The organism is Rathayibacter sp. Leaf248, assembly GCF_920939495.1.
GTDB lineage: Bacteria > Actinomycetota > Actinomycetes > Actinomycetales > Microbacteriaceae > Rathayibacter > Rathayibacter caricis.
On record NZ_CAKLAV010000002.1, the window covers coordinates 140,923 to 162,878 of the forward strand.

A 21,956-nucleotide genomic window follows, 5' to 3' on the forward strand; every position below is an offset into this window, starting at 1 on the left:
TCGCAGCCAGAAGCGCGCTACTGTAAATAGTCAGCTAGCTGATCGATCGAGGAGCGACATGTCCGCCGCAGAGACCCCCACCCGCGCCGACCGGATCCGGCAGACGGTCGTCGCCGTCAGCGCCGTCCTGGCCCTCGTCGGCTCCTTCCTCGGCTCCGGCGCCGCCGGAGGCACGCAGATCGCCGACGCCGCCGGCGGCGCGCTCAGCGCCTCCTCGACCCCGGTCGCTCCGGACGGCCCCGCCTTCGCGATCTGGAGTGTCATCTACGCCGGACTGATCGCCTACGCGATCTGGCAGTTCCTCCCTTCCCAGGCCGCGCGGACCCGTCACCGCCGCCTCGGCTACTGGGCCGCGGCGAGCCTCCTCCTGAACGCCGCGTGGATCCTGGTCGTGCAGGCCGGACTGCTCGTGCTCAGCGTCGTCGTGATCGTCCTCCTGCTGGCGGTCCTCGCGCGGATCTTCGTCCTGCTGCGTACGACGCGCACCTCCGGGAAGGTCGACGCGGTCGTCACCGACGGCACCTTCGGCCTCTACCTCGGCTGGGTCTGCGTCGCGACCGTCGCCAACGTCACGGCGGCGCTCGTGGGCTCCGGCGTCGGAAGTGCGGACGGCCCGGGCGCGGACGTCTGGGCGGTCGTCGTGCTGGCCGTGGCCGCGGTGATCGGAGTGGCGCTCGCCGTGGCCGGACGCGGTCGCCTCGCTCCGATGCTCTCGCTGTGCTGGGGACTGGTCTGGGTGGCGGTCGGCCGGTTCGGCGGCGAGCTGATCTCGGTTCCGGCGGGGATCGCGGCGCTGGTCGCGGCGGTGGTGGTGCTCGTGGCGACGCTGGCGGTGCGCCTCGCGGCGGGGCGGCGCGTCCCCGCCTGACGCACCACCCGCCGCTCACTCCACGAGGTCCTTCAGGATCCGGAAGAACGCGCTCTTGCCCTCGAGGCCGATCCCCGGCAGCTCGCCCGGAGCGACCCGGCTGCCGTCGATCACGGCGTCGTCGGTGAAGCCTCCCGTCGGCTGGAACTCGCCCGGGTAGGACTCGTTGCCGCCCAGGTGCAGCGCGGCGGCGATGTGGAGGGAGAACTGGTGCCCGCCGTGAGGCACGCAGCGGCGCGAGGACCAGCCGTGCCGGGCGAGCTCCTCCTGCACGCGGAGGTACTCGACCAGCCCGTACGACAGCGCCGGGTCGACCTGGATGTAGTCGCGGTCGGGGCGCATGCCTCCGTGCCGGAGCAGGTTGCGGGCGTCCTGCATCGAGAAGAGGTTCTCGCCGGTGGCGATGGGCTTGGAGTAGTGCTCCGAGAGCGTGGCGTTCAGCGCGTAGTCCAGCGGGTCGCCCACCTCCTCGTACCAGAACAGGTCGTAGGGCTCGATCGCGCGGCCGTACTCGAGCGCGGTGGCGAGGTCGAACTTGCCGTTCACGTCGACGGCGAGGCGGGAGCCGTCTCCGCCCAGGACGTCGATGACCGCCTCGATGCGCTCGAGGTCGTCGGCGAGATCGGTGCCGCCGATCTTCATCTTCACGACCTCGTAGCCGGAGTCGAGGAAGCGGCGCATCTCGTCCTGCAGGTCGCGGGTGGTCTTACCCGGCGCGTAGTAGCCGCCGGCGGCGTAGACGAACACGTCGTCGTCGGGGGAGCCGTCGCCGTAGTGGTCCGAGATCCACCGGTAGAGGGGGACGCCCGCGACCTTCGCCACCAGGTCGTGCAGCGCCATGTCCACGACGCCGACCGCGACCGAGCGCTCGCCGTGACCGCCGGGCTTCTCGTTGGCCATCATCACGGTCCATGCCCTCGTCGGTGAGAACTCGCCGCTCTCGTCGTGCAGCTCGTCGTCCGAGGCGGCGAGGAGGCGGGGGAGCAGGCGCTCTCGGATGATCGGCGTGGCGTTGTAGCGGCCGTTCGAGCTGAATCCGTAGCCGACGAGCGGCTTCCCGTCGACGACGACGTCGCTCACCAGAGCGATGATCGAGCTGTCCATCTTCGAGAAGTCGATGTACGCGTTGCGCATCGACGAGCTGATGGGGATGGTTCCGACATGGGCGGCGACGATCTTCACGAGTTCTCCTCCAGTTGCTGGATGCATCTTATAAGATGCGAGCGCCACCGTATGCTGAGTGCCTCCGGACCGCAAGACAGGAAGCGAGAACCGTGACCGTCACCGTCTTCTCCAGCAAGGGCGACGTCGCCTACAGCGAGGTGCGCCGCCGCATCCTGATGGGCGATCTGGCCGCCGGGACCCGCGTGCCTCAGTACGAGCTCGCCGAGGACCTGAGCATGAGCATCACCCCCGTGCGCGAGGCGCTTCGGCGCCTCGCCAGCGAGGGCCTCGTGGAGCTCGACGCCCACCGCGACGTGCGGGTCGCCGGGCTCGGCGCGGAGGAGGGGCGCGAGCTGTTCGAGGTGCGCCTCGCCCTGGAGCCGGCCGCGACGGCGCTCGCCGCCGAGCGCCGCACCGAGGAGGACCTCGAGCGGATGCGCGAGGCCGCCGCCGCCCTCCGACCCGTCACGCGCGAGGAGGGGGAGGAGGCGATCCTCGCCCACTCCGCGTTCCACCGCGCCGTGTACCGGGCCTCGCACAACTCCGCGCTGGTGCGGCTCCTCGACGACCTCTGGGCGAAGTCCGACCGGTACCGGCGGAGGGGGCTCGAGCTGCCGTCGGGGGACGAGCCGCGCACCGTCGACCACCGCCAGCACGGCGAGCTGCTCGACCTGGTCGTCGCCGGCGACGTCGAGGGAGCCGCGGCCCTGGCGCGGGCGCACATCGAGGAGAGCCTGACCGGAGCGGTGCTCGAGGTCCTCGACGCGGACTGACTCCCGGCGCTCAGACCGAGCGCGACTCCACGCTCTCGCGGCTGCCCGAGAACCAGCGCGGCGCCTGGAAGCCGTACTTCAGCACCGGGAGGTCGCGGGTGAGGCGCCAGTAGCCGAGCGCCGCCGCGACCGCGACGCCGCAGACGATCAGGGGCACGGCCGGCCCGATGGCGTCCAGCCAGCGCTGCCCCTCGAAGAGCAGCAGGAAGCTCGTGGTCAGCGAGACGAACAGCACGTGCACCACGTAGACCGGCAGGGTGTTGCGGCCGATGTACGTGATCCAGTCGGCGGCGCGCACTCCCGAGAGGAAGCGCGCGAGGACGAGGCCGGCGAGGACCGCGAGCACGCTCACGAGCACGAGGCCCACGGTGAGCAGCGGGAACGGTCCGCGGGCGACGAGGATGCCGGCCGCGGCCACCAGGAAGAGCACGCCGAAGCCGATCCCGCTCAGCAGTCCGCGGCGCTCGACGAACGCGAGGATCGCCGTGCGCAGGTGCAGCCCGATCAGGAAGAACATCAGGTAGCGGGACATGCCGTCCCAGGCGATGTTGCCGGTCCCCTCCGACGTCGTGGAGCGGATCGCGTACCAGGCCACGGCGATCGCGGTCGCGATGCCCACCTGCACGCGCCAGTCGACGCGTCCGTCGGCCAGCTTCGCGAGCACGAAGAAGATGGTGAGGGCGTAGAGGAACCAGAGCCCGTTGTGCGGCATGAGCGGCGACAGCAGCAGGTCGATCGGGTTCGTCTCGTCGGTTCCTCCGGGGTTCGGGACCACGGTGAAGAAGAGGAAGCGCACGAGCGTCCACAGCAGGAACGCCCAGACGAGGAGGCTGAGGCGCGAGCGCCAGAGCTCGCGCCACGAGCGCTTGAGCACCGAGCCCGCGAAGAGCCCGGAGGCGAGGAAGAACAGCGGCATGCGGAAGACGATCAGCAGCAGGTTGATGTCGTCCCAGGCCCGCGGGGCGATGCCGGCCGAGATCGTCCACTGCACCGAGTGCGCGAGGGCGACCAGGATGATGGCGATCCCCTTCGCCGTATCCACCCAGGTGATGCGCGTGCGTGCCATGGTCCCTCGTCCGTCGTGATCTTCGATGACAGTGGCGTCGGTGCCGAGCAAGTGTTGCACGGCTGTGGGGCCCCTGAAAGTGGTTCAGCGGCTCGGTGCGTTACGGGCATGTGACAGTCGGGCCCGGTGCGGGGGAGTGCCGAGCACGCGCCCCCCGACGGGGGCGGAGGCGTCACCGGCCGACTCCCGTGCCCGATGATCGTCGTATGACTCGCGCGACGCCTCCGACCGGCGGCGGACGACGCCGACGTCCCGTCCTCCTCGTCCTGCTCGGCATCCTGCTGCTCGCCGTAGTCGCGGGGGTGGTCGTGGCCGTCACCGTGCCGAGGGACGGGGCGACCTCGTCGCGCTCGACGGTCGACATGGAGGAGCGCGTCGCCGCGATCGCGGAGCGCTTCCCCGACGGCTATCCGCAGCACAGCATCCTGCTCACGGGCAGCTCGTCGTTCGGCCGGTGGACGACGTCGAAGGAGGACCTGCGCCCCCTCGAGACCTACAACCTCGGCATCGGCGGCACCACCGTGGCCGATCACCTGGCCCACCTCGACAGCATGATCGCGCCGTTCGATCCGCGCGCGGTCCTCGTCTACGTCGGCGCGAACGACATCAGCGGCGACGCCGACGGGCTCTCCGGTGCCGAGACCGCCGATGCGGTCGTCGAGTACCTCGGCCGGCTGGAGGAGGTCGCGCGGGACGCCGAGGTCTTCTACGTCGAGATCGCCGAGACGCCGGCGCGCGAGGCCGTCCGGGAGGAGGTCGAGACCGCGAACGACCTGATCCGCGCGTACGCCGACACCGACGACCGGGTCGTCTTCGTGCCGACGGCCGAGGCTCTGCTCACCCCGGAGGGCGCGATCGATCCGTCGCTCTTCGTCGAGGACGGCCTGCACTTCGACGACGCCGGCTACGACCGCTTCGCGGAGGCGATCCGCTCGGTCGTGCTGCCCGCGCTGGAATAGTCGGATCCCTCCGCGGTCTTCGAGGGGCTACTCGTCGGCCTTGTAGACCTTCCGGAACGCGTCCTTGCGCGCGATCCTCCCGCCGCGGAACTCGTAGATGTCGCAGCCGCGCGTGACCTGGATCTCGCCGTCGGGCCCGGTCCCGGTGAAGGACCACGTGCCCGCACCGCGGGTGCCCGCGATGAGGGGCTGCGCGTCCTCGTGGCGCTCCTGCCCGGTGTCGAAGGCGAGCATGAGCGCGAAGCCCTCCCGCACCTGCTCCCGGCCGGTCCAGGTGCGGCCGGGCTCGGGACCGACGGACGCGCTGTAGACGCAGTCGTCGGTGATGTGGCTCATCAGAGCCTCGAGGTCGTGGCGGGCCCAGGCATCGCTGAACGCCGCGAGGATCTCGGGCGTCATCTCACTCGCGCTGGTCTCGGTCGAGGAGGAGTCGTTCATGAGCCGGTCCTTCGAGTCGGGGGACCGTCGTCGGTCGCTCTGCGAACCCTGGCAGGTGCGCGGTCGCGGTGGCAACAGCCTCTAGCGGTCATGTCCGGAAGCGGGCGGACGAGGGTCCCTCGCCCGCGACGCCCGGATCGCCCCTCGCGCACGGCCGCCGGGCGGCGAGGGAGTCCGTCCTCGCAGGTACCACCGCGGCGAGTGCCCCTCGGGTGGTGCTTGCGCGGTAGCCCTCGGACAGGAATACTCAAAACCGCATGTTGCTAGGTTTCACGCGTCGACGAGGCGCAGCGGCAGCACTCGAGGATGAGGGGAGTTGGACATGACCGGTCTTCAGGCGGCTCTCCGACCGCTCGACGAGACCGACGCCCTCCCGCGGATGCGCGCCACGCTGGTCGACGGCGTCGTCGCCTCCGCGAGCGTCCGAACCGGCGACGGATCGCGCTCCGCTGTCCGCCCGGCGGCGACGGTCCTCGGCGCCCCCGTCGTCCTCCCCTTCAGGAAAGTCCGATAGACCGGGTCGGTCCGCCTGATCCGGACCGGCTGCTCCACCCTACGAACGAAAGCGGTACCGACCATGACCCTTCCTCTGGCCTCCGTCCAGCTGTACACGCTGGCCAAGCAGTTCTCCGACGACCCGAACGGGTCGCTCGACAAGCTCGCCGCCATCGGCCTGAAGAACGTCGAGGCGTTCGACTTCGTGGGCCGCCCCGCCGAGATCCGCGCCGCCCTCGACGCGAGCGGCCTCGCCGCTCCGACCGGGCACGCCCCGCTGCTCTCGGACGAGCTGTGGACCCCGGACGGCTCCATCCCGACGCCCGCGCCCGAGGTCGTCTTCGAGGCCGCCGCGCAGATCGGCATCCGGACCGTCATCGACCCCTTCGTCCCGGTCGAGCGCTGGCTGACCGAGGACGGCGTCGCCGACATCGCCGACCGCCTGAACAAGGCCGCCGAGATCGCCGCGACCTTCGGCCTCACGGTCGGCTACCACAACCACGCGCAGGAGTTCATCGCCTCCTTCGACGGTCAGACCGCGTACGAGCGCTTCATCGCGAGCACCGACGAGCGCGTCGAGATCGAGCTCGACCTGTTCTGGGCGCTGACCGGCGGCCAGGACGCCGCGGCGCTCGTCTCGGCGCTGGGCTCGCGCCTGGTCGCCGTGCACGTCAAGGACGGCGTCGCTCCGGCCGAGAACCCGTTCGCTCCCGGCGCCGCCGCGTTCGGCTCCGACACCCTCGACCAGCGCCGCCCGGGCGAGGGCGACGTGCCGCTCGTCGAGGCGCTGAAGGCCGGCGAGGGTTCGATCAAGTACGCCGTCATCGAGTACGACAACGCCCCCGGCGACGTCTTCGCCGACATCCAAGCGAGCTACGACTTCCTCGTGAAGGGCGGGTACGCGGCATGAGCGGCCCCATCGGCATCGGCGTCATCGGCGTCGGAGTCATCAGCGACACGTACCTCGAGAACCTGGCCTCCTTCCCGGACGTCGAGGTGCTCGTCGTCGGCGACCTGATCCTCGACCGGGCGAAGAGCCAGGCCGAGAAGCACGGCATCCCCGCCTGGGGCTCGGCCGAGGACGTCCTCGCGCACCCCGACGTGCAGGTCGTCGTCAATCTGACGATCCCCGCCGCGCACATCGAGGTCTCGGCCGCCGCGATCGCCGCCGGCAAGCACGTCTGGAGCGAGAAGCCGCTCGGTCTCGACCGCGCCGGCGCCGCGCAGCTGCTGCAGGACGCCGCCGCGAAGGGTCTCCGGGTCGGCTCCGCGCCGGACACCGTCCTCGGCCCGGGCTTCCAGACCGCGAAGCGCGCGATCGCGGAGGGCGTCATCGGCGAGCCGATGTTCGCCTCCACCACGTTCCAGACCGTCGGACCGGACCTGTGGCACCCGAGCCCCGCGTTCCTCTTCGCCCAGGGCGCCGGCCCGCTGCTCGACATGGGCCCGTACTACTTCACCGGCCTCGTCAGCCTCTTCGGACCGGTCGAGCGGGTCGCGGCCCTCGGGCGCAAGAAGCTCGAGGAGCGGGTGATCCGCTCCGGCCCCGATGCCGGCACGACGTTCCCGGTCGAGGTCCCCACCTCGCTGCAGGTGCTGACCTCGTTCGCCGCGGGCCAGCAGGCGGCGAGCCTCCTGAGCTTCGACTCCGCTCTCGAGCGCCACGGCGTCTTCGAGATCCACGGCACGGAGGGGTCCCTCGTGATCCCGGACCCGAACCAGTTCGAGGGCCGCACGGCGTTCGTGAAGGCCCCGACCTCGATCGCCGACGGCGCGTGGGGCGAGCAGGAGTGGACCGAGATCGAGCAGAAGGGCACGGTCGTCGGCCGCGGTCTCGGGCTGCTCGACATGGTCCGCGCCATCGCCGAGGACCGTCCCCACGTGGCCACCGGCGAGCTCGGCTTCCACGTGCTCGACGTCATGCTCTCGGCGCAGGAGTCGGCCGAGAACGGCGGATTCGTCACGGTCGACAGCACGCTGTCGGCGCCGGTGCCGGCGGTGCCGGTCGACTTCGACCCGTTCGCGCAGACGCTCTGACGCACTCTCGACACCAACGGCCCGCGACTCCGCTCATCAGGAGTCGCGGGCCGTTCGCGCTCTCCCGTCCGCCGAGCATTCGGTGAGGGCGCGCTCGAGCAACGGCTCGCCGCCGTCGTCCGTCGTCGTGCAGGGTGTGCCGGCCCAGGTCCTGTGGCCGGTTCCGTCAGATCGACACGGTGAGGTCGTCGGGTTCTGCGCGCCAGCCGCATCCGGGTCCGTTGGGCTCGTCGGTGAGGGTCCAGTCGATCGTGTGCTGCTGCTGGTCGAGGGTGCTGCCCGCAGCGTCGAGGAAGGTGAGGTGCACGATGCCGGGGTGGTGGTCTCCGAGATCGTAGATCCAGAGGTCGGGGACGGCGGAGTGGTGCGTGACCCAGTAGCTGCGGCCGGTGGGCGGCGCGGCCTCGATCGAGGGGTAGGTGCAGATCTCGTCGGCGCACAGTCGCACCTCCGCGATCCGGGTGCGGTCGTCGCCTGTCGCCGTGACGCGCAACTCGTTGCGGTAGCCGATCTCGGTGCACCCGAAGCTGCAGCAGGAGAGCGCGATCGCCCCGGCGACGCCGAGCGTCGTCAACCCCAGCAGACGCAGGCGAACCCGGACGCGGCTCGGCACGGTCACGCGGTCCTGGTGTCGTGCTTCGGTCGCCGTCCCACGGCGCGGTCGGACTCCGTGCGGCCGTTCGTCGTGGCATCGTGCACGACCTGCTCGGGATCGGAGTCGGCCGTCAGGACCGGCATCATGCACCGCCGACGAGACGAACGGGAGCCCGAGCCGTGCTGGTCGTCTCGTAGTAGCGGTCGGCGGGAACCGTTCCCGTGCGCACCACGAGGATGCAGCACGCGAGGATCCCCACTCCCATGCCGGCGAGGAGGGCGTGTCTCGACCGCTGGTAGGTGCGCTCGGAGACCGCGGAGGTGGCGGCCGCCAGGGCGAGTGTCGCCAGCACCGCGACGGACAGGTCCGGCCAAGGGACGGCGAAGCCGGTGCACTGCGGCGGGATCGGCTCGTTGCACGCCAGCGCGACCCCGTCGAGAACGAACGCCAGCCCCACGACCGCGATCACCGCGGCGCCGACCATCAGCGCGGGCATCCTCGGAGACCATCGAGCAGACACGAGGAGATCGTCACCGATCAGGATGAACGATCGGTTTCACTGCGATCAGTCGTCACGTTCGCCCGCAACCACGGACGGCTCGCCGAAGGGGGCCCCGGAACCGTGGAGAACCCGCCGAAGTGGGCCCCTGGAACACGGAAGGCCCGCCGAGGCGGGCCTTCCGGCGCTCTCGCGAGTGGCACTTGCGTGCACTGCACTGTCTCGACCAGCACTCGTCGGCCCCGCCGTCTCGAGGCCGCCCTCTCGTCGACGACGGGCTCTCGTGGCGGTGACGTCAGGTGCGGACGCGCAGCGAGTCCATGCCGCCGTCGACGGCCAGCGCGGTGCCGGTGATCGACGACGCGGTGCGGCCGGCGAGGAAGAGGACTGCTTCGGCGACTTCGCGAACGGTGATCATCCGCCCGATCGGCTGGCGGCGGTTCAGCGCGTCCAGCTCCGCCTCGGGATCCGCGAACGCGCGCAGGTTCTTCTCGACGAAGCCTGTGTGCACGGTGCCGGGGTTCACGCAGTTCACGCGGACCCCGTCGGCGACGTGGTCGGTCGCCATCGCGAGGGTCAGCGCGTGCACGGCGCCCTTCGAGGCGGAGTAGACGGCGCGCTGGGGGAGTCCGCTGGTGGCGGCGACGGAGCAGAGGTTGACGATCGAGGCGGCTCCGGAGGTGCGGAGCGCGGGCAGAGCCGCCGCACTCACGCGCGCGATGCCGATCACGTTGACATCGAGGACGCTCCGCCAGGTCTCCTCGGTGCTCTCCTCGATGGTGCCCACCGCTCCGATGCCGGCGTTGTTCACGACGACGTCGAGGCGTCCGAAGTGCTCGAGGACGGCCTTCACCGCCGAATCGACCGAGTCGCGGTCGGTCACGTCGCAGGGCACCCCGAGCAGGTCCGCGGGCACACCCTCGACGCTCCGGTCGAGGACGGCGACCTGCGCGCCGCGGTCGGCGAGCAGGGCCGCGCACTCGGCGCCGATGCCCGAGGCTCCGCCCGTGACGATCGCGACGAGGCCCTCGACCCCGTCCGCGGCGATCATCGCTCCTCCGCCTGCGCGAACGTCTGCTCGGCCTCGCCGAGACCCTCGATCGAGAGGCGGACCACGTCGCCCGCGCGGAGGTAGGGGGTGCCGGGCAGGCCCAGGGCCACGCCGGACGGGGTGCCGGTGTTCACCAGATCGCCAGGGTGCAGCACCATGAAGCGGCTGAGGTACCAGACGATGAAGGCGGGATCGAAGACCATGTCGGCGGTCGTCCCGTTCTGCCGCGCGACGCCGTTCACCGAGAGGGTCAGCCGGAGGTCGGAGGTGTCGACCTCCTCGGCCGGGACGAACGACGGGCCGAGCGGGTTGAAAGTCTCGCAGCTCTTGCCCTTGTCCCACTGACCACCGCGCTCGAGCTGGAACTCGCGCTCGGAGACGTCGTGCGAGAGCACGTAGCCGGCGATGCAGGCGCGGGCCTCCTCGGGTGAGGCGAGGTAGCGCGCCTCGGCGCCGATGACGACGCCCAGCTCCACCTCCCAGTCGGTCTTCACAGAATCGACCGGGATGAGCACCTCGTCGAACGGACCGACGATCGTCGAGGGGTCCTTGAAGAAGACCACGGGCTCGTCGGGCACGGCGGCGCCGGTCTCGGCGGCGTGGTCGCGGTAGTTGAGCCCGATGCAGACGATCTTGCCGGGCCGCGCGATCGGCGCACCGACCCGCGCGCTCTCGGTGTCGATCCGCGGGAGGCTCCCGTCCGCGAGGGCGTCGCGGACGCGGTCGAGGCCGCCCGACGCGAGGAAGGGGCCGTCGATGTCCGTGGTGAGACTGCTGAGGTCGTAGGAGACGCCCTTCTCGACGACGAGCGGGCGCTCCTCGCCTCGAACGCCTGATCGTTGGATGTGCATCGTGTCCTCTTCTCGCCGTGACAGGGTCGCAGCGAGCGTACATCAGATGTTAATGGCCGCAAAGGGCGCCAAACAGCGTGTACCGCCCCACATGGTGCCGATACATCTGATGAAAAGAGGGAGCGTCAACCAGCACAGCTACCATCGGGACATGCCGCACTCCGAGACTCGCGCCCCGGCCGTCCGCTCGCAGACCGACGTCGTGGTGCACGGGATCCGCGAGCTCGTCGTCCGCGGAGCGCTGCGCCCCGGCGACCGCCTCCCCATCGAGAAGGAGCTCGCCGCCGAGCTCGGCGTGTCGCGAGGGTCGCTGCGGGAAGGCGTTCGTGCACTGGCTCTCATGGGAGTCCTCGAGACGCGGCAGGGCGACGGCACGTACGTGACCGCACTGGACGCGTCGCTGCTGATCGCGCCGATGGGCTTCGTCATCGACATGCAGGCCGATGGCCAGAGTGCGCACATCGCCTCGGTGCGACGGGTGCTGGAGGCGGAGGCCGCCGCGATCGCCGCCAGGTCGTTCGATGCCGAGGGGATCGCCGGCCTGCGGGAGATCCTCGCCCTCATCGCGCCCCTGCTCGAGGACCCGAGCGAGGAGGACCACGAGCGGATGCTCGAGGCGGACATCGCCCTGCACGCGGCGATCGCGCGCACGGCGGGGAACCCGGTGCTCGAGGCGTTGATCCAGGCGCTCTCGAGCCGGACGCTCCGCACTCGCCTCTGGCGCTCGGTCTCCGAGGAGGGCGCCATCGCGAGGACGTTCCAGCAGCACACCGCGATCGTCGACGCGCTGGAGACCGGGGATCCCGACCGCGCGCGGACCGCGATGAACGCGCACCTCTACGACGTGCAGGAGTTCGCGGCCTCGCGCTCCGTCGAGGACGCGCCCAGACCGTAGACGCGGGTCGCCGTCCCGGCGAGGACCGCGTGACGCTCGACGTCATCGAGCCCGGCGACGAGCTGCCGCACGGCCGAGAGCGCCCTGCCGTAGCCGCCGGCGAGCTCGCAGACCGGCCAGTCGCCGCCGAACATCAGGCGCTCGGGCCCGAGTGACTCGAGTGCGGCGTCGACGACGGGTCGCAGCTCCTCGACACTCCAGTCGGAGGCGTCCGCGCGCAGCGATCGGAAGCCCGAGAGCTTCGCGCTGACGGTGGGCAGCGGAGACATCCTCCTCAGCGCGGCTTCCCACTCGCCCTCCCGCCACGGCCCGAGCGCGCCGATGGGGGGCTTGCCCAGATGGTCGATGACGACGCGGAGCGAGGGGTGGCGCTCGACGAGCTCGGGGACGAGGGCCAGGTGCCGGGGCAGCACCGCGGGCACATCCAGCACCAGTCCGGCCCGCTCCACCAGATCGAGGCCGGCACGGACAGCCGGGCGGAGGAGCCAGTCGGCGTCGGCGCGGTCGTGCACGAGCACGCGCACGCCCACGACCAGCGGCTCCCCGCGCAGCTCCTCCAGACGCTGAGCGGTGCGCTCGGGGTCCTCGAGCGGGAGGTGCGCGACCACTCCGACCAGCTCCGGGTGCTCGCGCGCCGCGGCCAGCATCGCGTCGGTGTCCTCGGCGGTATCGGCCGCCTGCACCAGCACCGCTCGGTGCACTCCCTCGGACCGCAGGACGCCGAGGGCCTCCTGCGCCGTGACCACGCGGTCGATCGGAGCGTGCTGCGGACCCAGCCAGGCGTAGCGGTGCCGGACCGGGTCCCAGACGTGCAGGTGAGCGTCGACGATCACAGGGTCAGACCGCGGCGCTCGAGGCGCCCGCCCAGTACGACCCGTCCGGGAAGCGGAACTCCTCGATCGTCGTCTCGTGGATCTGGGCGGAATAGCCGGGCTGAGAGGGCACGACGTAGGCGCCGTCGCGCACGACGCACGGATCGACGAAGTGCTCGTGCAGGTGGTCGACGAACTCCGTGACGCGGCCCTCGAGAGATCCCGAGACGGCGACGTAGTCGAACACGGACAGGTGCTGGACGAGCTCGCAGAGTCCGACTCCGCCGGCATGCGGGCACACCGGCACATCGAACTTCTGCGCCATCAGGTAGACGGCGAGGATCTCGTTCACGCTGCCCAGTCTCGCGGAATCGAGCTGGCAGTAGTCGATCGCCTCGGCCTGGAACATCTGCTTGAAGAGCACCCGGTTCATCCCGTGCTCTCCTGTCGCGACGCCGATCGGCGCGACCGCCGCGCGCACGGCGGCGTGGCCGAGCACGTCGTCCGGGCTGGTGGGCTCCTCGATCCAGAGGGGGCGGAACTGCGCGAGCGCCTTCGTGTGGTCGATCGCCTCGGGCACGTCCCAGACCTGGTTCGCATCGATCATCAGGGCGACGTCCCAGCCGATCACGTCCCGCGCGATGCCCAGGCGGCGCACGTCGTCCTCGAGCGAGCCGCCGACCTTCAGCTTCACGTGCCGGTACCCGGCATCGACGGCCTCCTGGCAGAGGCGGCGCAGCTTCTCGTCGGAGTAGCCGAGCCAGCCGGCGCTCGTGGTGTAGCAGGGGTAGCCGGAGCCTTCGAGCTCGGCGATCCGCGCGCTCCGCGTCGGCTGCTTCTCGGCGAGGATCGCGAGCGCCTCGTCCCGGGTGAGCGCATCGGACAGGTACCGGAGGTCGGCGGCCGCGACCAGCTCCTCGGGCGACATCTCGGCGAGCAGGCGCCAGAGGGGCTTCCCTGCGCGGCGGGCCGCGAGGTCCCAGACCGCGTTCATCACCGCGGCCAGTGCGAGGTGCACGACGCCCTTGTCCGGTCCCAGCCAGCGGACCTGGGAGTCGGACTGCAGCTCGCGGTAGAGGCCGCCGAGGTCGGAGACGATCTCCTCGACGTCGCGGCCCACGAGAGCGGCGCCGCGGAGGCGCGCCGCGAGCACGCAGAGCTCGTTGCCGCGCCCGATCGTGAAGGTGAAACCGTAACCGCTGAGCGCGGGGTCGTCGGTGTCGAGGCGCACGTAGGCGGCGGAGTAGTCCGCATCCTTGTTCATCGCGTCCGAACCGTCGGCGCTGAGCGAGGTCGGGAAGCGGAGGTCGGTGACGGTCACGGCCGTGATCCGGGTCATGAGGAGAGCCTTTCGGAGTCGGGACCCTGGAGGTCCCGGATCGGGGTCCCGCTCTCGAGCAGACCGAGCTCGAGGAGCTCGGTCCAGAGGGCGGCCGGGGGAGCGGCCCGGAAGCGGGCGACGTTAGAGGAGACCTGCTCGGCCGTGCGCATGCCGAGGACGACCGAGGCGACGGCGGGGTGGGTCAGGGGGAAGGCGGCGGCGGCGTCCGGCAGTGTCGATCCGTGCCGCTCGCAGACCTCGGCGATCGCGGTCGCCCGCGCGATCATCGCGGCGGGGGCCGGGGCGTAGTCGAACCGGGCATCCACTGCCGGGCGCCGGCGCGAGAGCAGCCCGGAGTTGTAGACGCCGGCGGCGATGATCCCGACACCGCGCTCGAGCGCCGCGGGGAGCAGATCCTGCAGGGCGCCCTGGTCGAGCAGCGTGTACCGGCCGGCGAGCATGACCAGGTCGAGGTCGCTCTCGCGGACGAAGCGGGTGGGAACGGCCGACTGGTTCATCCCGACCCCGACGGCGGTGATCACTCCTTGCTCGCGCAGCTCGATCAGGGCGGGCAGAGCGGAGTCGAGGGTCTGCTCGACGTGGTCGTCGGGGTCGTGCACGTAGACGATGTCGAGCCGGTCGAGTCCGAGGCGGTCGAGACTGGCCTCGATCGAGCGCAGGACGCCGTCCCGTGAGTAGTCGAGCCGCCGTCGCACGGTCGCGGGGACGGCGAAGCCCTCGTCGTCGAGGGCGCCCTCGGCAGCGTCGACGGGTTCGAGGAGACGGCCGACCTTGGTCGACACGACGACCGAGCCGCGGTCCACTCCCGCGAGGGCGGCGCCCAGTCGTCGCTCCGAGAGGCCGAGGCCGTAGTGCGGCGCCGTGTCGTACATCCGGATGCCGCACTCGAGGGCGCGTGCGACGGCCCCCGACGACTCCTCCTCGGTCGTCTCGCGGTACAGATTCCCGATCTGCGCCCCGCCGAAGGCGAGTGCGCCCGCTCGGAGCGCCGTGACGGTGCTTCTCATGCTGTTCTCCCTGGGGTCTGCCTGGTCGTGCTCTCCGCGGCGCCGACGATCCGATCGACCGCTCGGGCCGCACGCTCCACCGAGATACCGGTGTCCGCTCCCTCGTGCACGACGCTCTGGACCAGTCGGCCGAGGACGGCGGTCAGTTCGGGCAGTCGGGGGTGCACGGGGAGCGGGCGCGAGCGGCGGTACGCCTGCTCGAAGATCCGGAGTGCGGGGTTCCGCTGCAGGAGGGCGGGGTGGCACCACGTGCTGCGACGGACCCCCGTCGATCCCGCGTCCGTCGTCGCACGGTCTCCCGCGGCCGTGGCGCACTGCTGGAGGAAACGCCATGCCGCTTGGGGTCTCGACGAACCGGCCGTGATCGCCAGGGCCCAGAAGGCGTTGACCGTCTCGACTCCCGGCACCGCGACCGCGCCGATGCGCTCGTCGCCCAGCGCCGCGTAACCGGCCCAGTTGACCATCAGGGCGACACGGCCCTCGGCGAACGCACGCCCGGAGTGGACCGAGTCCCAGTTCCTGGCCGCCGGGTCGACAACGGTGTCGAAGCTGTGGCGGAGACTCCGGAGGGCCGCGGCCCCCGCCTCGTCCTCGAAGCCGTTCGAGCGGCCGTCCGCGGTGAGCACATCGCCGCCGGCCAGCCGCATCCTCAGGACGAGGTCGTAGACGTTGCTGTGCCCGTCCGGGGCGCCGGCGAGCACCGTGCCGTACAGACCTTCCTCGGGTCGGGTGAACCAGGCGGCGTGGTCGTCGATGTCGGCCCAGGTCGACGGGGGGAGCAGGGGTCGGCCGTGCACGGCGGCGAAGCGCTCGCGTTCCTGGGGGTCCTCGTAGAGGTCGCGTCGGTAGAGGACGAGCTGGGGCCCGCAGTGGAAGGCCGAGCCCCAGAGGCGGGCGCCTCCCCCGGCGTCGAAGACGAGGGAGTCGTCGAACGCGCTCGTCCGCTCCGTGCTCCCGCCCGGCAGGGGAGAGCGCGTCGCCAGGTCGTCGAGGGGGCGGATCGCTCCCGCTGCGGCGAGGCTCGGCAGGAGATCGGCGGGGACCAGCACCAAGTCGACGGATCCGTCGGTGCACGCGGGCGTGTGCAGGAGCGCCTGCTCGAGTGCGGGCAGGGGCAGCCAGCGGCCCAGGACCTGGGCGTCCTGTGCCTCCACCGAGGCCTCGAAGGCGTCCCCGGCTCGTCCGAGCAGCGTGATCCGGTGCACGGCGGCTCCCTTCGTCGGTCAGCGGAGACTGAGGTATTCGTCGGACCATACCAGAGGGTGGAGGCTCCCGATCGGGCCGAAGCGAGGCTATGGAGTCGCGGCGGCGACTATTGATCCGATCAATCCGTAACAAAACGGTTACATGCAATCACCGCTCCGACCTTGTGCCGGGGTTAGTTAGTTCCACATACTTTCGAAACCGCACCGCTGCCGTCGACCGAGAGGAGAGCACGTGCCGAACCACTCCCGTTCCCGCCGCCGCTCCACCCTGATCGCCGCCGGCGTACTCGGCTTGGCCGTGCTCGGCGCCGGAACCGTCGCGCTCGCCGTCGACCACGCCGACCGTCCCGTCTCCGTGGTCGACGGCCGGGCGATCTCGGCCGACGAGATCCGCTTCCAGATGGCGCTGCTCGACGACGCCGTGTCGAACGCCGTCCGGACCGGCGCTGTTCCCGCCGCCGACGCGGACGACGAGCTCCGGGAGCGCGCACTCGAGCAGTCGCTCCGCGATGCGCAGCTGTTCGGCCTCGCCCGCGACCGCGGTCTGATCGGCTTCGACGACTTCGACGGCTTCCTCCGCTCGCTGGAGGAGGAGAACGACTCGCGCGCTGCCGCACTGGCCGCCGGTGAGATCGTCTACGGGACCACCGAGTTCTCGGCTCCGGAGTACTACTCCCGGACGACCACGCTGCTGCGCACCGAGCTCACCGACGTGCTGTCGGAGGAGGGCGGACCGCTGCACGTCACGGACGCCGACGTCCGCGCCTACTACGACGCGAACGCGGCCGACTGGGCAGCGGAGGCGAGCACCTGGAGCGTCCGCTCGCTCAGCCTCCCCGCCACCGCGGCCGAAGACGCGGTCTGCGCTGCAGCGCTCGCCGCAGCACCGCCCTCGCTCGGGGCCGTCGAGACCGCCTGCGGAGCGACCGCGACGGACTCGACCCTCGACGGAGCCGCTGATCTCCCCGCCGGCTCACCCGCAGCCGAGGCGCTCGCCTCGGTCCAGGGTCTCGAGGCGGGAGGCACCTCCGCCCCCGTCGTCGCCGACGGAGAAGTCCACCTGTACCAGCTCGTCTCGATGTCGGTCGACTCCGACGCCGCCTACGAGCTCTACGCCGACCGCATCCGGTCGGTGGTCGTCTCGGACCGTCTCGACGGGTACCTCGACGACCTCATCTCCACCGCCTCACCCGTCACGGACGAGGCGCTCCTCTCGACGATCGAACCGAAGGACTAGAAGATGACCCGACACTCCGGAACGACGAGGCGGCTCCCGCTCTCCCTCGCCGCCCTCGGCACCGCCGCGCTGGTAGCCCTCGGCTGCCTCGCAGGCGCACCCGCGGCGACCGCCGCGGAGCCCTCGACGGGCTGGGCGGGCAACACCGCGAACAGCCTCGGCGGCACCGACTACTTCGTCGACGCCACGGCCGGCGACGACGCCGCCGCCGGCACCTCGCGCGCTACCGCATGGAAGTCGCTCACCAAGGCCAGCACGATGACGTACTCCGCCGGCGACCGGATCCTCCTCAAGGCGGGCGAGACCTGGAACGGTCAGCAGCTGCTGCCCAAGGGCTCCGGCGCCGCGGGCCGCCCGATCGTGATCGACGCCTACGGCGACTCCGCGACGAAGCCGTCCATCGCCACCGACGGCCGGGTCGCCAGCCCCTTCCTCCCCGGCACGCAGACCAAGAACCCCGAGACGGTGGGCATGACCGGAGCGATCAGCCTGCGCAACCAGCAGTACTGGGAGATCCACGACCTCTCGCTCAGCAACGACGACGACTTCGCGACCGACATCACGACCGGATCCATCGTCCGCGACGGGGTCAGCATCTCGATCAACGCCGACAAGCTCACGGGCGACGACTCGGTGATGGACTACTTCCGCATCTCCGGGCTCGACATCCACGACATCGACGGCCCGAGCACGTGGCAGCGGATCCACTACGGCGGCATCAACTTCCAGGTCTTCGGCTCGAAGCAGTACACGGAGTACGGCACGGGCGGGCACCACTTCGAGGACGTCCGCATCGAGGACAACACCTTCACCAAGGTCGAGCTGCACGCCGTGCAGTTCGCGTTCAACTGGTTCGGCGACGCCCAGGGCCAGACGGACGAGACCGGGAAGTTCCACGAGGGGTGGGAGCAGGCCTGGGTCCGCGACCGCGACCTCTACAGCCGCAACGTCTACATCGGCCACAACTACGCCTCCGACACCGGTCAGGGTGCGATCCAGCTCGCCGACACCAAGGACATGGTCGTCGAGTACAACGAGGTCAACGGCTTCCTCCGCCGCTACAACCAGGTCTCGGCCGGGCTCTACCTCTGGGCCGGGGCCGACTCGGTGATGCGCTTCAACGAGGTCTACGACGGGCCGGCGAACGAGTACGACGCCACTCCGCTGGACCTCGAGTTCACCAACTTCGACGTCACCTACGAGTACAACTACACGCACGACAACAAGGGCGGGTGGATGTCCTACATGGGCAACAGCTCGAACTCCGTCGCGCGCTACAACCTCAGCGTCAACGACAACGGCGTGCTCGTGAAGAACATGCTCTCGACGAACTACTCGCCGACGTACTTCACCAACAATATCTTCGTCTACGACGGAGCCGCGCTGCACCAGGTCCACGACGAGGTCTTCAAGAGCCCCGTCTACTTCCTCAACAACGTGTTCTACAACACGTCGACGACGACCCCGACGACGTGGTTCCGGAAGCCCGGCGCGCTCGACAACGCGCGCTTCTCGAACAACGCCATGTTCGAGGCCTCCGGCACGCACTCGCCGCAGGAGCCCGCCGATGCGGGCAAGGTGACGGCGGACCCGCAGTTCGTCTCTCCCGTCTCGTCCTACTCGACTCGCGCCGGAGTGGAGAACATCCTCACCTCCGCCGCGAAGTTCCAGGTCTCGGACACCTCGCCGTTGATCGACGCGGGACGCTACAACGTCCATGTCGGGCAGAAGGACTTCTTCGGCACCGACCTCTACTACGGCGCCGGCATGGACATCGGCATCCAGGAGAAGCGGATCGGCGCTCAGGTCGCGAACCCCGTCGACACCGACCCGATCGAGCTGGAGGGGATCGACACCCGGACCAACCTCGCGATCGGCTCCACGGCGACTGCGAGCTCCACCCACCCGCACCAGAACTTCTCGCTGAACGCGTCCAAGCTGGTCGACGGCGACGCGACCACCCGCTGGGCCGCCGCCGACGACGCGACCTACCCGCTGACCGTCGACCTCGACTTCGGGAAGACCGTCGTCTTCTCCGAGGTGCAGCTCTCGGAGTTCCTCGACTCGGGCACCGGCCCGCGCATCCAGGACTACGACCTGCAGAAGTGGGACGCGGCGACCTCCTCGTGGAGCACTTTCGCCTCGCACACCGACGGAATCGGCTCCTCGAAGACGATCACCGGATTCGGCGACATCACCTCCAGCAGGCTGCGCCTCTCCATCACGGCGAAGGTGGCGGGGGAGGCGTACTCGCCCTCGATGACCGAGATCCGGGTGTTCGGCCCGACCTCTCCGATCGCCGCCGACCCGCAGGTGACCCCCGCAGCCGGCGCCTTCGACAAGAACGCCTCGGCCGCCGCCCTCCCCGGCAACTCCGTCTCGTACGACGTCGCGCTCGACGGCGACACCCTGTCGACCGTCCGGTACGTCGGACCGGAGGGCAACGTGCTCGGCAGCCTGACCCAGGGCACCGACTACACCGCCACGACGACCGACGGCAGCACCCGGATCGCCCTCTCGAGTTCCTTCCTCTCGGGACGGATCGTCGGCGAGTCGGGACTGCGCTTCGAGTTCGCCTCCGGCGCCACTCGCGACGTCGATCTGACGATCGTCGACACGACCGACCTCGAGGCGGCACTCGTCCGCGCTCGGGCGGTCCCCGTCGCCGCCACCCCCGGGTACACGGCGCTGAAGACCGAGATCGACGAGGCCCAGGCCGTGCTCGACTCCGCCAACCGCACCGTCACCGGCACCGGCAACGCGACCGTCACGCCTGCCACGGTGCAGACCGCGACGAGCGAGCTGACCGCGGCGACCGCGGCCTACACCCCGCCCGTGCAGCAGGCGATCACCTCGGTGACCGCCCCTGCGATCACCGGCACGGCGAAGGTCGGCTCGACTCTGCGGGCGAGCGCCGGCACCTGGAGCGAGGCGGGCGTCACGCTCTCCTACTCCTGGCACCGCAACGGCACGGCGATCCCGACCGCGACGACGTCCTCGTACCGCCTCGTGAAGGCGGATGCGGGAGCGTCGATCACGGTCGTGGTCACTGCGTCGAAGACCGGCCTCACGAGCGCCTCGGCGACGAGCAGCCCGGTGGCCGTCCCCGCGACCGTTGCGAAGACCGCGACGACGACGAAGGCGACCGCCACCGTTCGCGGATCGACCATCACCTACACGGTGCGCGTCACCGCGAAGAACGGCTCCGCGATCACCGGCGGGACGGTCACCGTCCGGGACTGGGGCACCACGACCGTGACGAAGGCGATCACCTCCGCCGATGGAACGGTCACGATCACGCTGCCCCGATCGGCCAAGGGCCTCCACCTCCTCACGGCGTCGTACTCCGGCACGCTGAGCGCGGCGGGCTCGAAGAGCGCGACGTCGGCCGCGTACGTGCGCTGACCGACACCCCACACCGACCGGCCCTGCGACCTCGGAGGAGGACACGATGAACACCGAGCTCACCCTCGCCCCCGGCGAGCCCGACGGGTCCTCGTCGACGTCGCAGGGCCGGAAGGCCAGCCAGCGCGACACCCGTCACCACAACCGCGGCCTCGTGCTCCGGACGCTGTTCGCGCAGGACGGACTGTCCCGGGCGGACATCGGCCGGCTGACCGGGCTGACCAAGGTGACCGTCTCGGACCTGATCGCCGATCTCATCGAGGACGGCATCGTCGAGGAGGTCGGCCAGCGTCCCGGCTCCAGGCCCGGCAAGCCGGCCACGGTCCTCGGAGTGGTCGCCGCAGGACGCTGCGTCGTGGCTCTCGACCTCTCCTCCTCGACCCACGTCCGAGCCGCGCTCGTCGATCTCCGCGGCGAGGTCGGCGCGGTCGTCCTCAGCGAGCTGGGCACGCCCGCGGAGTCGGTGGACCGCGTGATCGCAGCGGCCCTCGAGGTCGTCGCGTCGGCGACCACGGTGGTCGTCGGGATCGCGGTCGGCACGCAGGGCACAGTCCTCCCCGACGGGACCGTCGCCGAGGCGCCGCGTCTCGGCTGGCGCTCCGTCCCCCTCCGGGCACTGCTCGAGAAGGCTTCCGGGCTGCCGGTCGTCGTCCAGAACGACGCCGACAGCTCGGCCCTCGCCGAGCAGCGCTACGGCGGTGGCGACGACACTCTCGTCCTGCTCCAGATCTCGAGCGGAGTCGGTGCGGGCGTGCTGATCGAGGGCCGCGTCTACTCGGGGCGCTCCAGCGCCGCGGGCGAGATCGGCCACGTCGTCGTCGAGGACGGCGGACGCGCCTGCACCTGCGGGAAGAACGGCTGCCTCGAGACCTACGCGGCGGCGATCGTCCTGGAGGAGCAGATCACCCGTGATCCGGCCAGGACGGCCGAGATCCTCGGCGAGGCCGGCGGGCGCATCGGATCGGCGCTCGCTCCGATCGTCGGCATGCTCGACCTCTCCGAGATCGTGATCGCCGGCCCCGCCGCACTCGTCGCGGGTCCGCTCCTCGCGGCGGCGGCCGCGACCGTTCATTCCCGGACCCGCTCCTCCTTCAGACCCGACGTCCGCCTGCGCGTCTCCCGCCTCGGCGAGGAGGCCGTGCTGCTGGGCGCCGGCGCGCAGCTGCTCCGCGAGCAGCTCGCCCTCTACTGACCCACCGGTCCGTCCCCTCGGACCCTTCCCCTCCCGAATCACCCACCCTGCACAGAAGGACACCT

Annotated in this window: 22 protein-coding genes; 10 read left to right on the plus strand and 12 right to left on the minus strand. The window is 70.9% G+C overall.

Annotated features, from left to right (window positions below; all coding sequences use genetic code 11):
- The first annotated feature begins 58 nt into the window (after positions 1-58).
- On the plus strand, positions 59-868 hold the full coding sequence (locus tag LRG51_RS13725; protein WP_055789932.1) for a tryptophan-rich sensory protein: 810 nt from the start codon (positions 59-61) through the stop codon (positions 866-868).
- 15 nt (positions 869-883) lie between these two features.
- Here LRG51_RS13725 and LRG51_RS13730 read toward each other — a convergent pair whose 3' ends face one another.
- Positions 884-2,050, minus strand: coding sequence for a mandelate racemase/muconate lactonizing enzyme family protein (locus LRG51_RS13730; protein WP_055789935.1), 1,167 nt, complete (start codon positions 2,048-2,050; stop codon positions 884-886).
- A 92-nt stretch (positions 2,051-2,142) separates the two neighbouring features.
- Here LRG51_RS13730 and LRG51_RS13735 point away from each other — a divergent pair, with 92 nt between their 5' ends.
- On the plus strand, positions 2,143-2,805 hold the full coding sequence (locus LRG51_RS13735; protein ID WP_230673223.1) for a GntR family transcriptional regulator: 663 nt from the start codon (positions 2,143-2,145) through the stop codon (positions 2,803-2,805).
- 10 nt (positions 2,806-2,815) lie between these two features.
- Here the strand turns inward: LRG51_RS13735 and LRG51_RS13740 are convergent, their stop codons facing one another.
- Positions 2,816-3,871 carry an acyltransferase family protein gene (locus tag LRG51_RS13740; RefSeq protein ID WP_055789941.1) on the minus strand — a complete coding sequence of 352 codons (1,056 nt, stop codon included), beginning with the start codon at positions 3,869-3,871 and terminating at the stop codon, positions 2,816-2,818.
- A gap of 206 nt (positions 3,872-4,077) precedes the next feature.
- Here LRG51_RS13740 and LRG51_RS13745 point away from each other — a divergent pair, with 206 nt between their 5' ends.
- Complete coding sequence (locus tag LRG51_RS13745) at positions 4,078-4,830, plus strand: GDSL-type esterase/lipase family protein (protein ID WP_230673224.1); 753 nt, start codon at positions 4,078-4,080, stop codon at positions 4,828-4,830.
- Positions 4,831-4,857: 27 nt separating this feature from the next.
- On the opposite strand, the gene LRG51_RS13750 is transcribed toward LRG51_RS13745, so the two are convergent.
- Positions 4,858-5,268 (minus strand): nuclear transport factor 2 family protein, encoded by a 411-nt coding sequence (locus LRG51_RS13750; RefSeq protein WP_230673225.1) that lies wholly within the window; start codon positions 5,266-5,268, stop codon positions 4,858-4,860.
- 322 nt (positions 5,269-5,590) lie between these two features.
- Between LRG51_RS13750 and LRG51_RS13755 the strand changes: the two genes are divergently transcribed.
- The 3 genes from LRG51_RS13755 to LRG51_RS13765 all read left to right on the plus strand — a co-directional run bounded on the left by LRG51_RS13755 (position 5,591) and on the right by LRG51_RS13765 (position 7,800).
- The gene (locus LRG51_RS13755) at positions 5,591-5,782 is read left to right on the plus strand and encodes a hypothetical protein (RefSeq protein ID WP_230673226.1); all 192 of its coding nucleotides are present in this window, start codon (positions 5,591-5,593) and stop codon (positions 5,780-5,782) included.
- Positions 5,783-5,845: 63 nt separating this feature from the next.
- Entirely contained in the window at positions 5,846-6,673 is an 828-nt protein-coding gene (locus tag LRG51_RS13760; RefSeq protein ID WP_230673227.1) for a sugar phosphate isomerase/epimerase family protein, read from the plus strand.
- Positions 6,670-7,800 carry a Gfo/Idh/MocA family protein gene (locus LRG51_RS13765; protein WP_230673228.1) on the plus strand — a complete coding sequence of 377 codons (1,131 nt, stop codon included), beginning with the start codon at positions 6,670-6,672 and terminating at the stop codon, positions 7,798-7,800. Before LRG51_RS13760 ends, LRG51_RS13765 begins: the two co-directional genes overlap by 4 nt.
- A 166-nt stretch (positions 7,801-7,966) precedes the next feature.
- On the opposite strand, the gene LRG51_RS13770 is transcribed toward LRG51_RS13765, so the two are convergent.
- The 5 genes from LRG51_RS13770 to LRG51_RS13785 form a co-directional block, all read right to left on the minus strand.
- Positions 7,967-8,419, minus strand: a complete 453-nt coding sequence (locus LRG51_RS13770) for a hypothetical protein (RefSeq protein ID WP_230673229.1) — start codon at positions 8,417-8,419, stop codon at positions 7,967-7,969.
- Positions 8,416-8,541, minus strand: a complete 126-nt coding sequence (locus LRG51_RS19545) for a hypothetical protein (protein WP_268966602.1) — start codon at positions 8,539-8,541, stop codon at positions 8,416-8,418. Before LRG51_RS19545 ends, LRG51_RS13770 begins: the two co-directional genes overlap by 4 nt.
- Complete coding sequence (locus LRG51_RS13775; protein ID WP_230673230.1) at positions 8,538-8,891, minus strand: hypothetical protein; 354 nt, start codon at positions 8,889-8,891, stop codon at positions 8,538-8,540. Before LRG51_RS13775 ends, LRG51_RS19545 begins: the two co-directional genes overlap by 4 nt.
- A gap of 298 nt (positions 8,892-9,189) precedes the next feature.
- Positions 9,190-9,945: an SDR family NAD(P)-dependent oxidoreductase gene (locus LRG51_RS13780; protein ID WP_230673231.1), complete on the minus strand. Its 756-nt coding sequence runs from the start codon at positions 9,943-9,945 to the stop codon at positions 9,190-9,192.
- A complete protein-coding gene (locus LRG51_RS13785) occupies positions 9,942-10,796 on the minus strand; it encodes a fumarylacetoacetate hydrolase family protein (protein ID WP_230673232.1) in 855 nt (284 codons plus the stop codon). The genes LRG51_RS13780 and LRG51_RS13785 overlap by 4 nt, the downstream gene beginning before the upstream one ends.
- Before the next feature lie 151 nt (positions 10,797-10,947).
- Between LRG51_RS13785 and LRG51_RS13790 the strand changes: the two genes are divergently transcribed.
- On the plus strand, positions 10,948-11,691 hold the full coding sequence (locus tag LRG51_RS13790; RefSeq protein ID WP_230673233.1) for a FadR/GntR family transcriptional regulator: 744 nt from the start codon (positions 10,948-10,950) through the stop codon (positions 11,689-11,691).
- On the opposite strand, the gene LRG51_RS13795 is transcribed toward LRG51_RS13790, so the two are convergent.
- From LRG51_RS13795 to LRG51_RS13810, 4 genes are read right to left on the minus strand one after another with little or no spacing between them, the layout of a single operon-like run.
- Positions 11,634-12,524 (minus strand): amidohydrolase family protein, encoded by an 891-nt coding sequence (locus LRG51_RS13795; protein WP_230673234.1) that lies wholly within the window; start codon positions 12,522-12,524, stop codon positions 11,634-11,636. The two genes, LRG51_RS13790 and LRG51_RS13795, sit on opposite strands and share 58 nt — an antisense overlap.
- A 4-nt stretch (positions 12,525-12,528) precedes the next feature.
- Positions 12,529-13,842, minus strand: coding sequence for an L-fuconate dehydratase (locus LRG51_RS13800; protein WP_230673235.1), 1,314 nt, complete (start codon positions 13,840-13,842; stop codon positions 12,529-12,531).
- Positions 13,839-14,852 (minus strand): aldo/keto reductase, encoded by a 1,014-nt coding sequence (locus LRG51_RS13805; protein WP_230673236.1) that lies wholly within the window; start codon positions 14,850-14,852, stop codon positions 13,839-13,841. Before LRG51_RS13805 ends, LRG51_RS13800 begins: the two co-directional genes overlap by 4 nt.
- On the minus strand, positions 14,849-16,057 hold the full coding sequence (locus LRG51_RS13810) for an extracellular solute-binding protein (protein ID WP_230673237.1): 1,209 nt from the start codon (positions 16,055-16,057) through the stop codon (positions 14,849-14,851). The genes LRG51_RS13805 and LRG51_RS13810 overlap by 4 nt, the downstream gene beginning before the upstream one ends.
- Before the next feature lie 232 nt (positions 16,058-16,289).
- Between LRG51_RS13810 and LRG51_RS13815 the strand changes: the two genes are divergently transcribed.
- Genes LRG51_RS13815 through LRG51_RS13825 form a run of 3 tightly spaced genes read left to right on the plus strand, consistent with a single transcriptional unit; the run spans position 16,290 to position 21,891 of the window.
- The gene (locus LRG51_RS13815) at positions 16,290-17,294 is read left to right on the plus strand and encodes a peptidyl-prolyl cis-trans isomerase (protein ID WP_230673238.1); all 1,005 of its coding nucleotides are present in this window, start codon (positions 16,290-16,292) and stop codon (positions 17,292-17,294) included.
- Positions 17,295-17,297: 3 nt separating this feature from the next.
- Positions 17,298-20,699 (plus strand): Ig-like domain repeat protein, encoded by a 3,402-nt coding sequence (locus tag LRG51_RS13820; protein WP_230673239.1) that lies wholly within the window; start codon positions 17,298-17,300, stop codon positions 20,697-20,699.
- Positions 20,700-20,745: 46 nt separating this feature from the next.
- Positions 20,746-21,891, plus strand: coding sequence for an ROK family transcriptional regulator (locus tag LRG51_RS13825; RefSeq protein ID WP_230673240.1), 1,146 nt, complete (start codon positions 20,746-20,748; stop codon positions 21,889-21,891).
- The last annotated feature ends 65 nt before the right edge of the window (positions 21,892-21,956 follow it).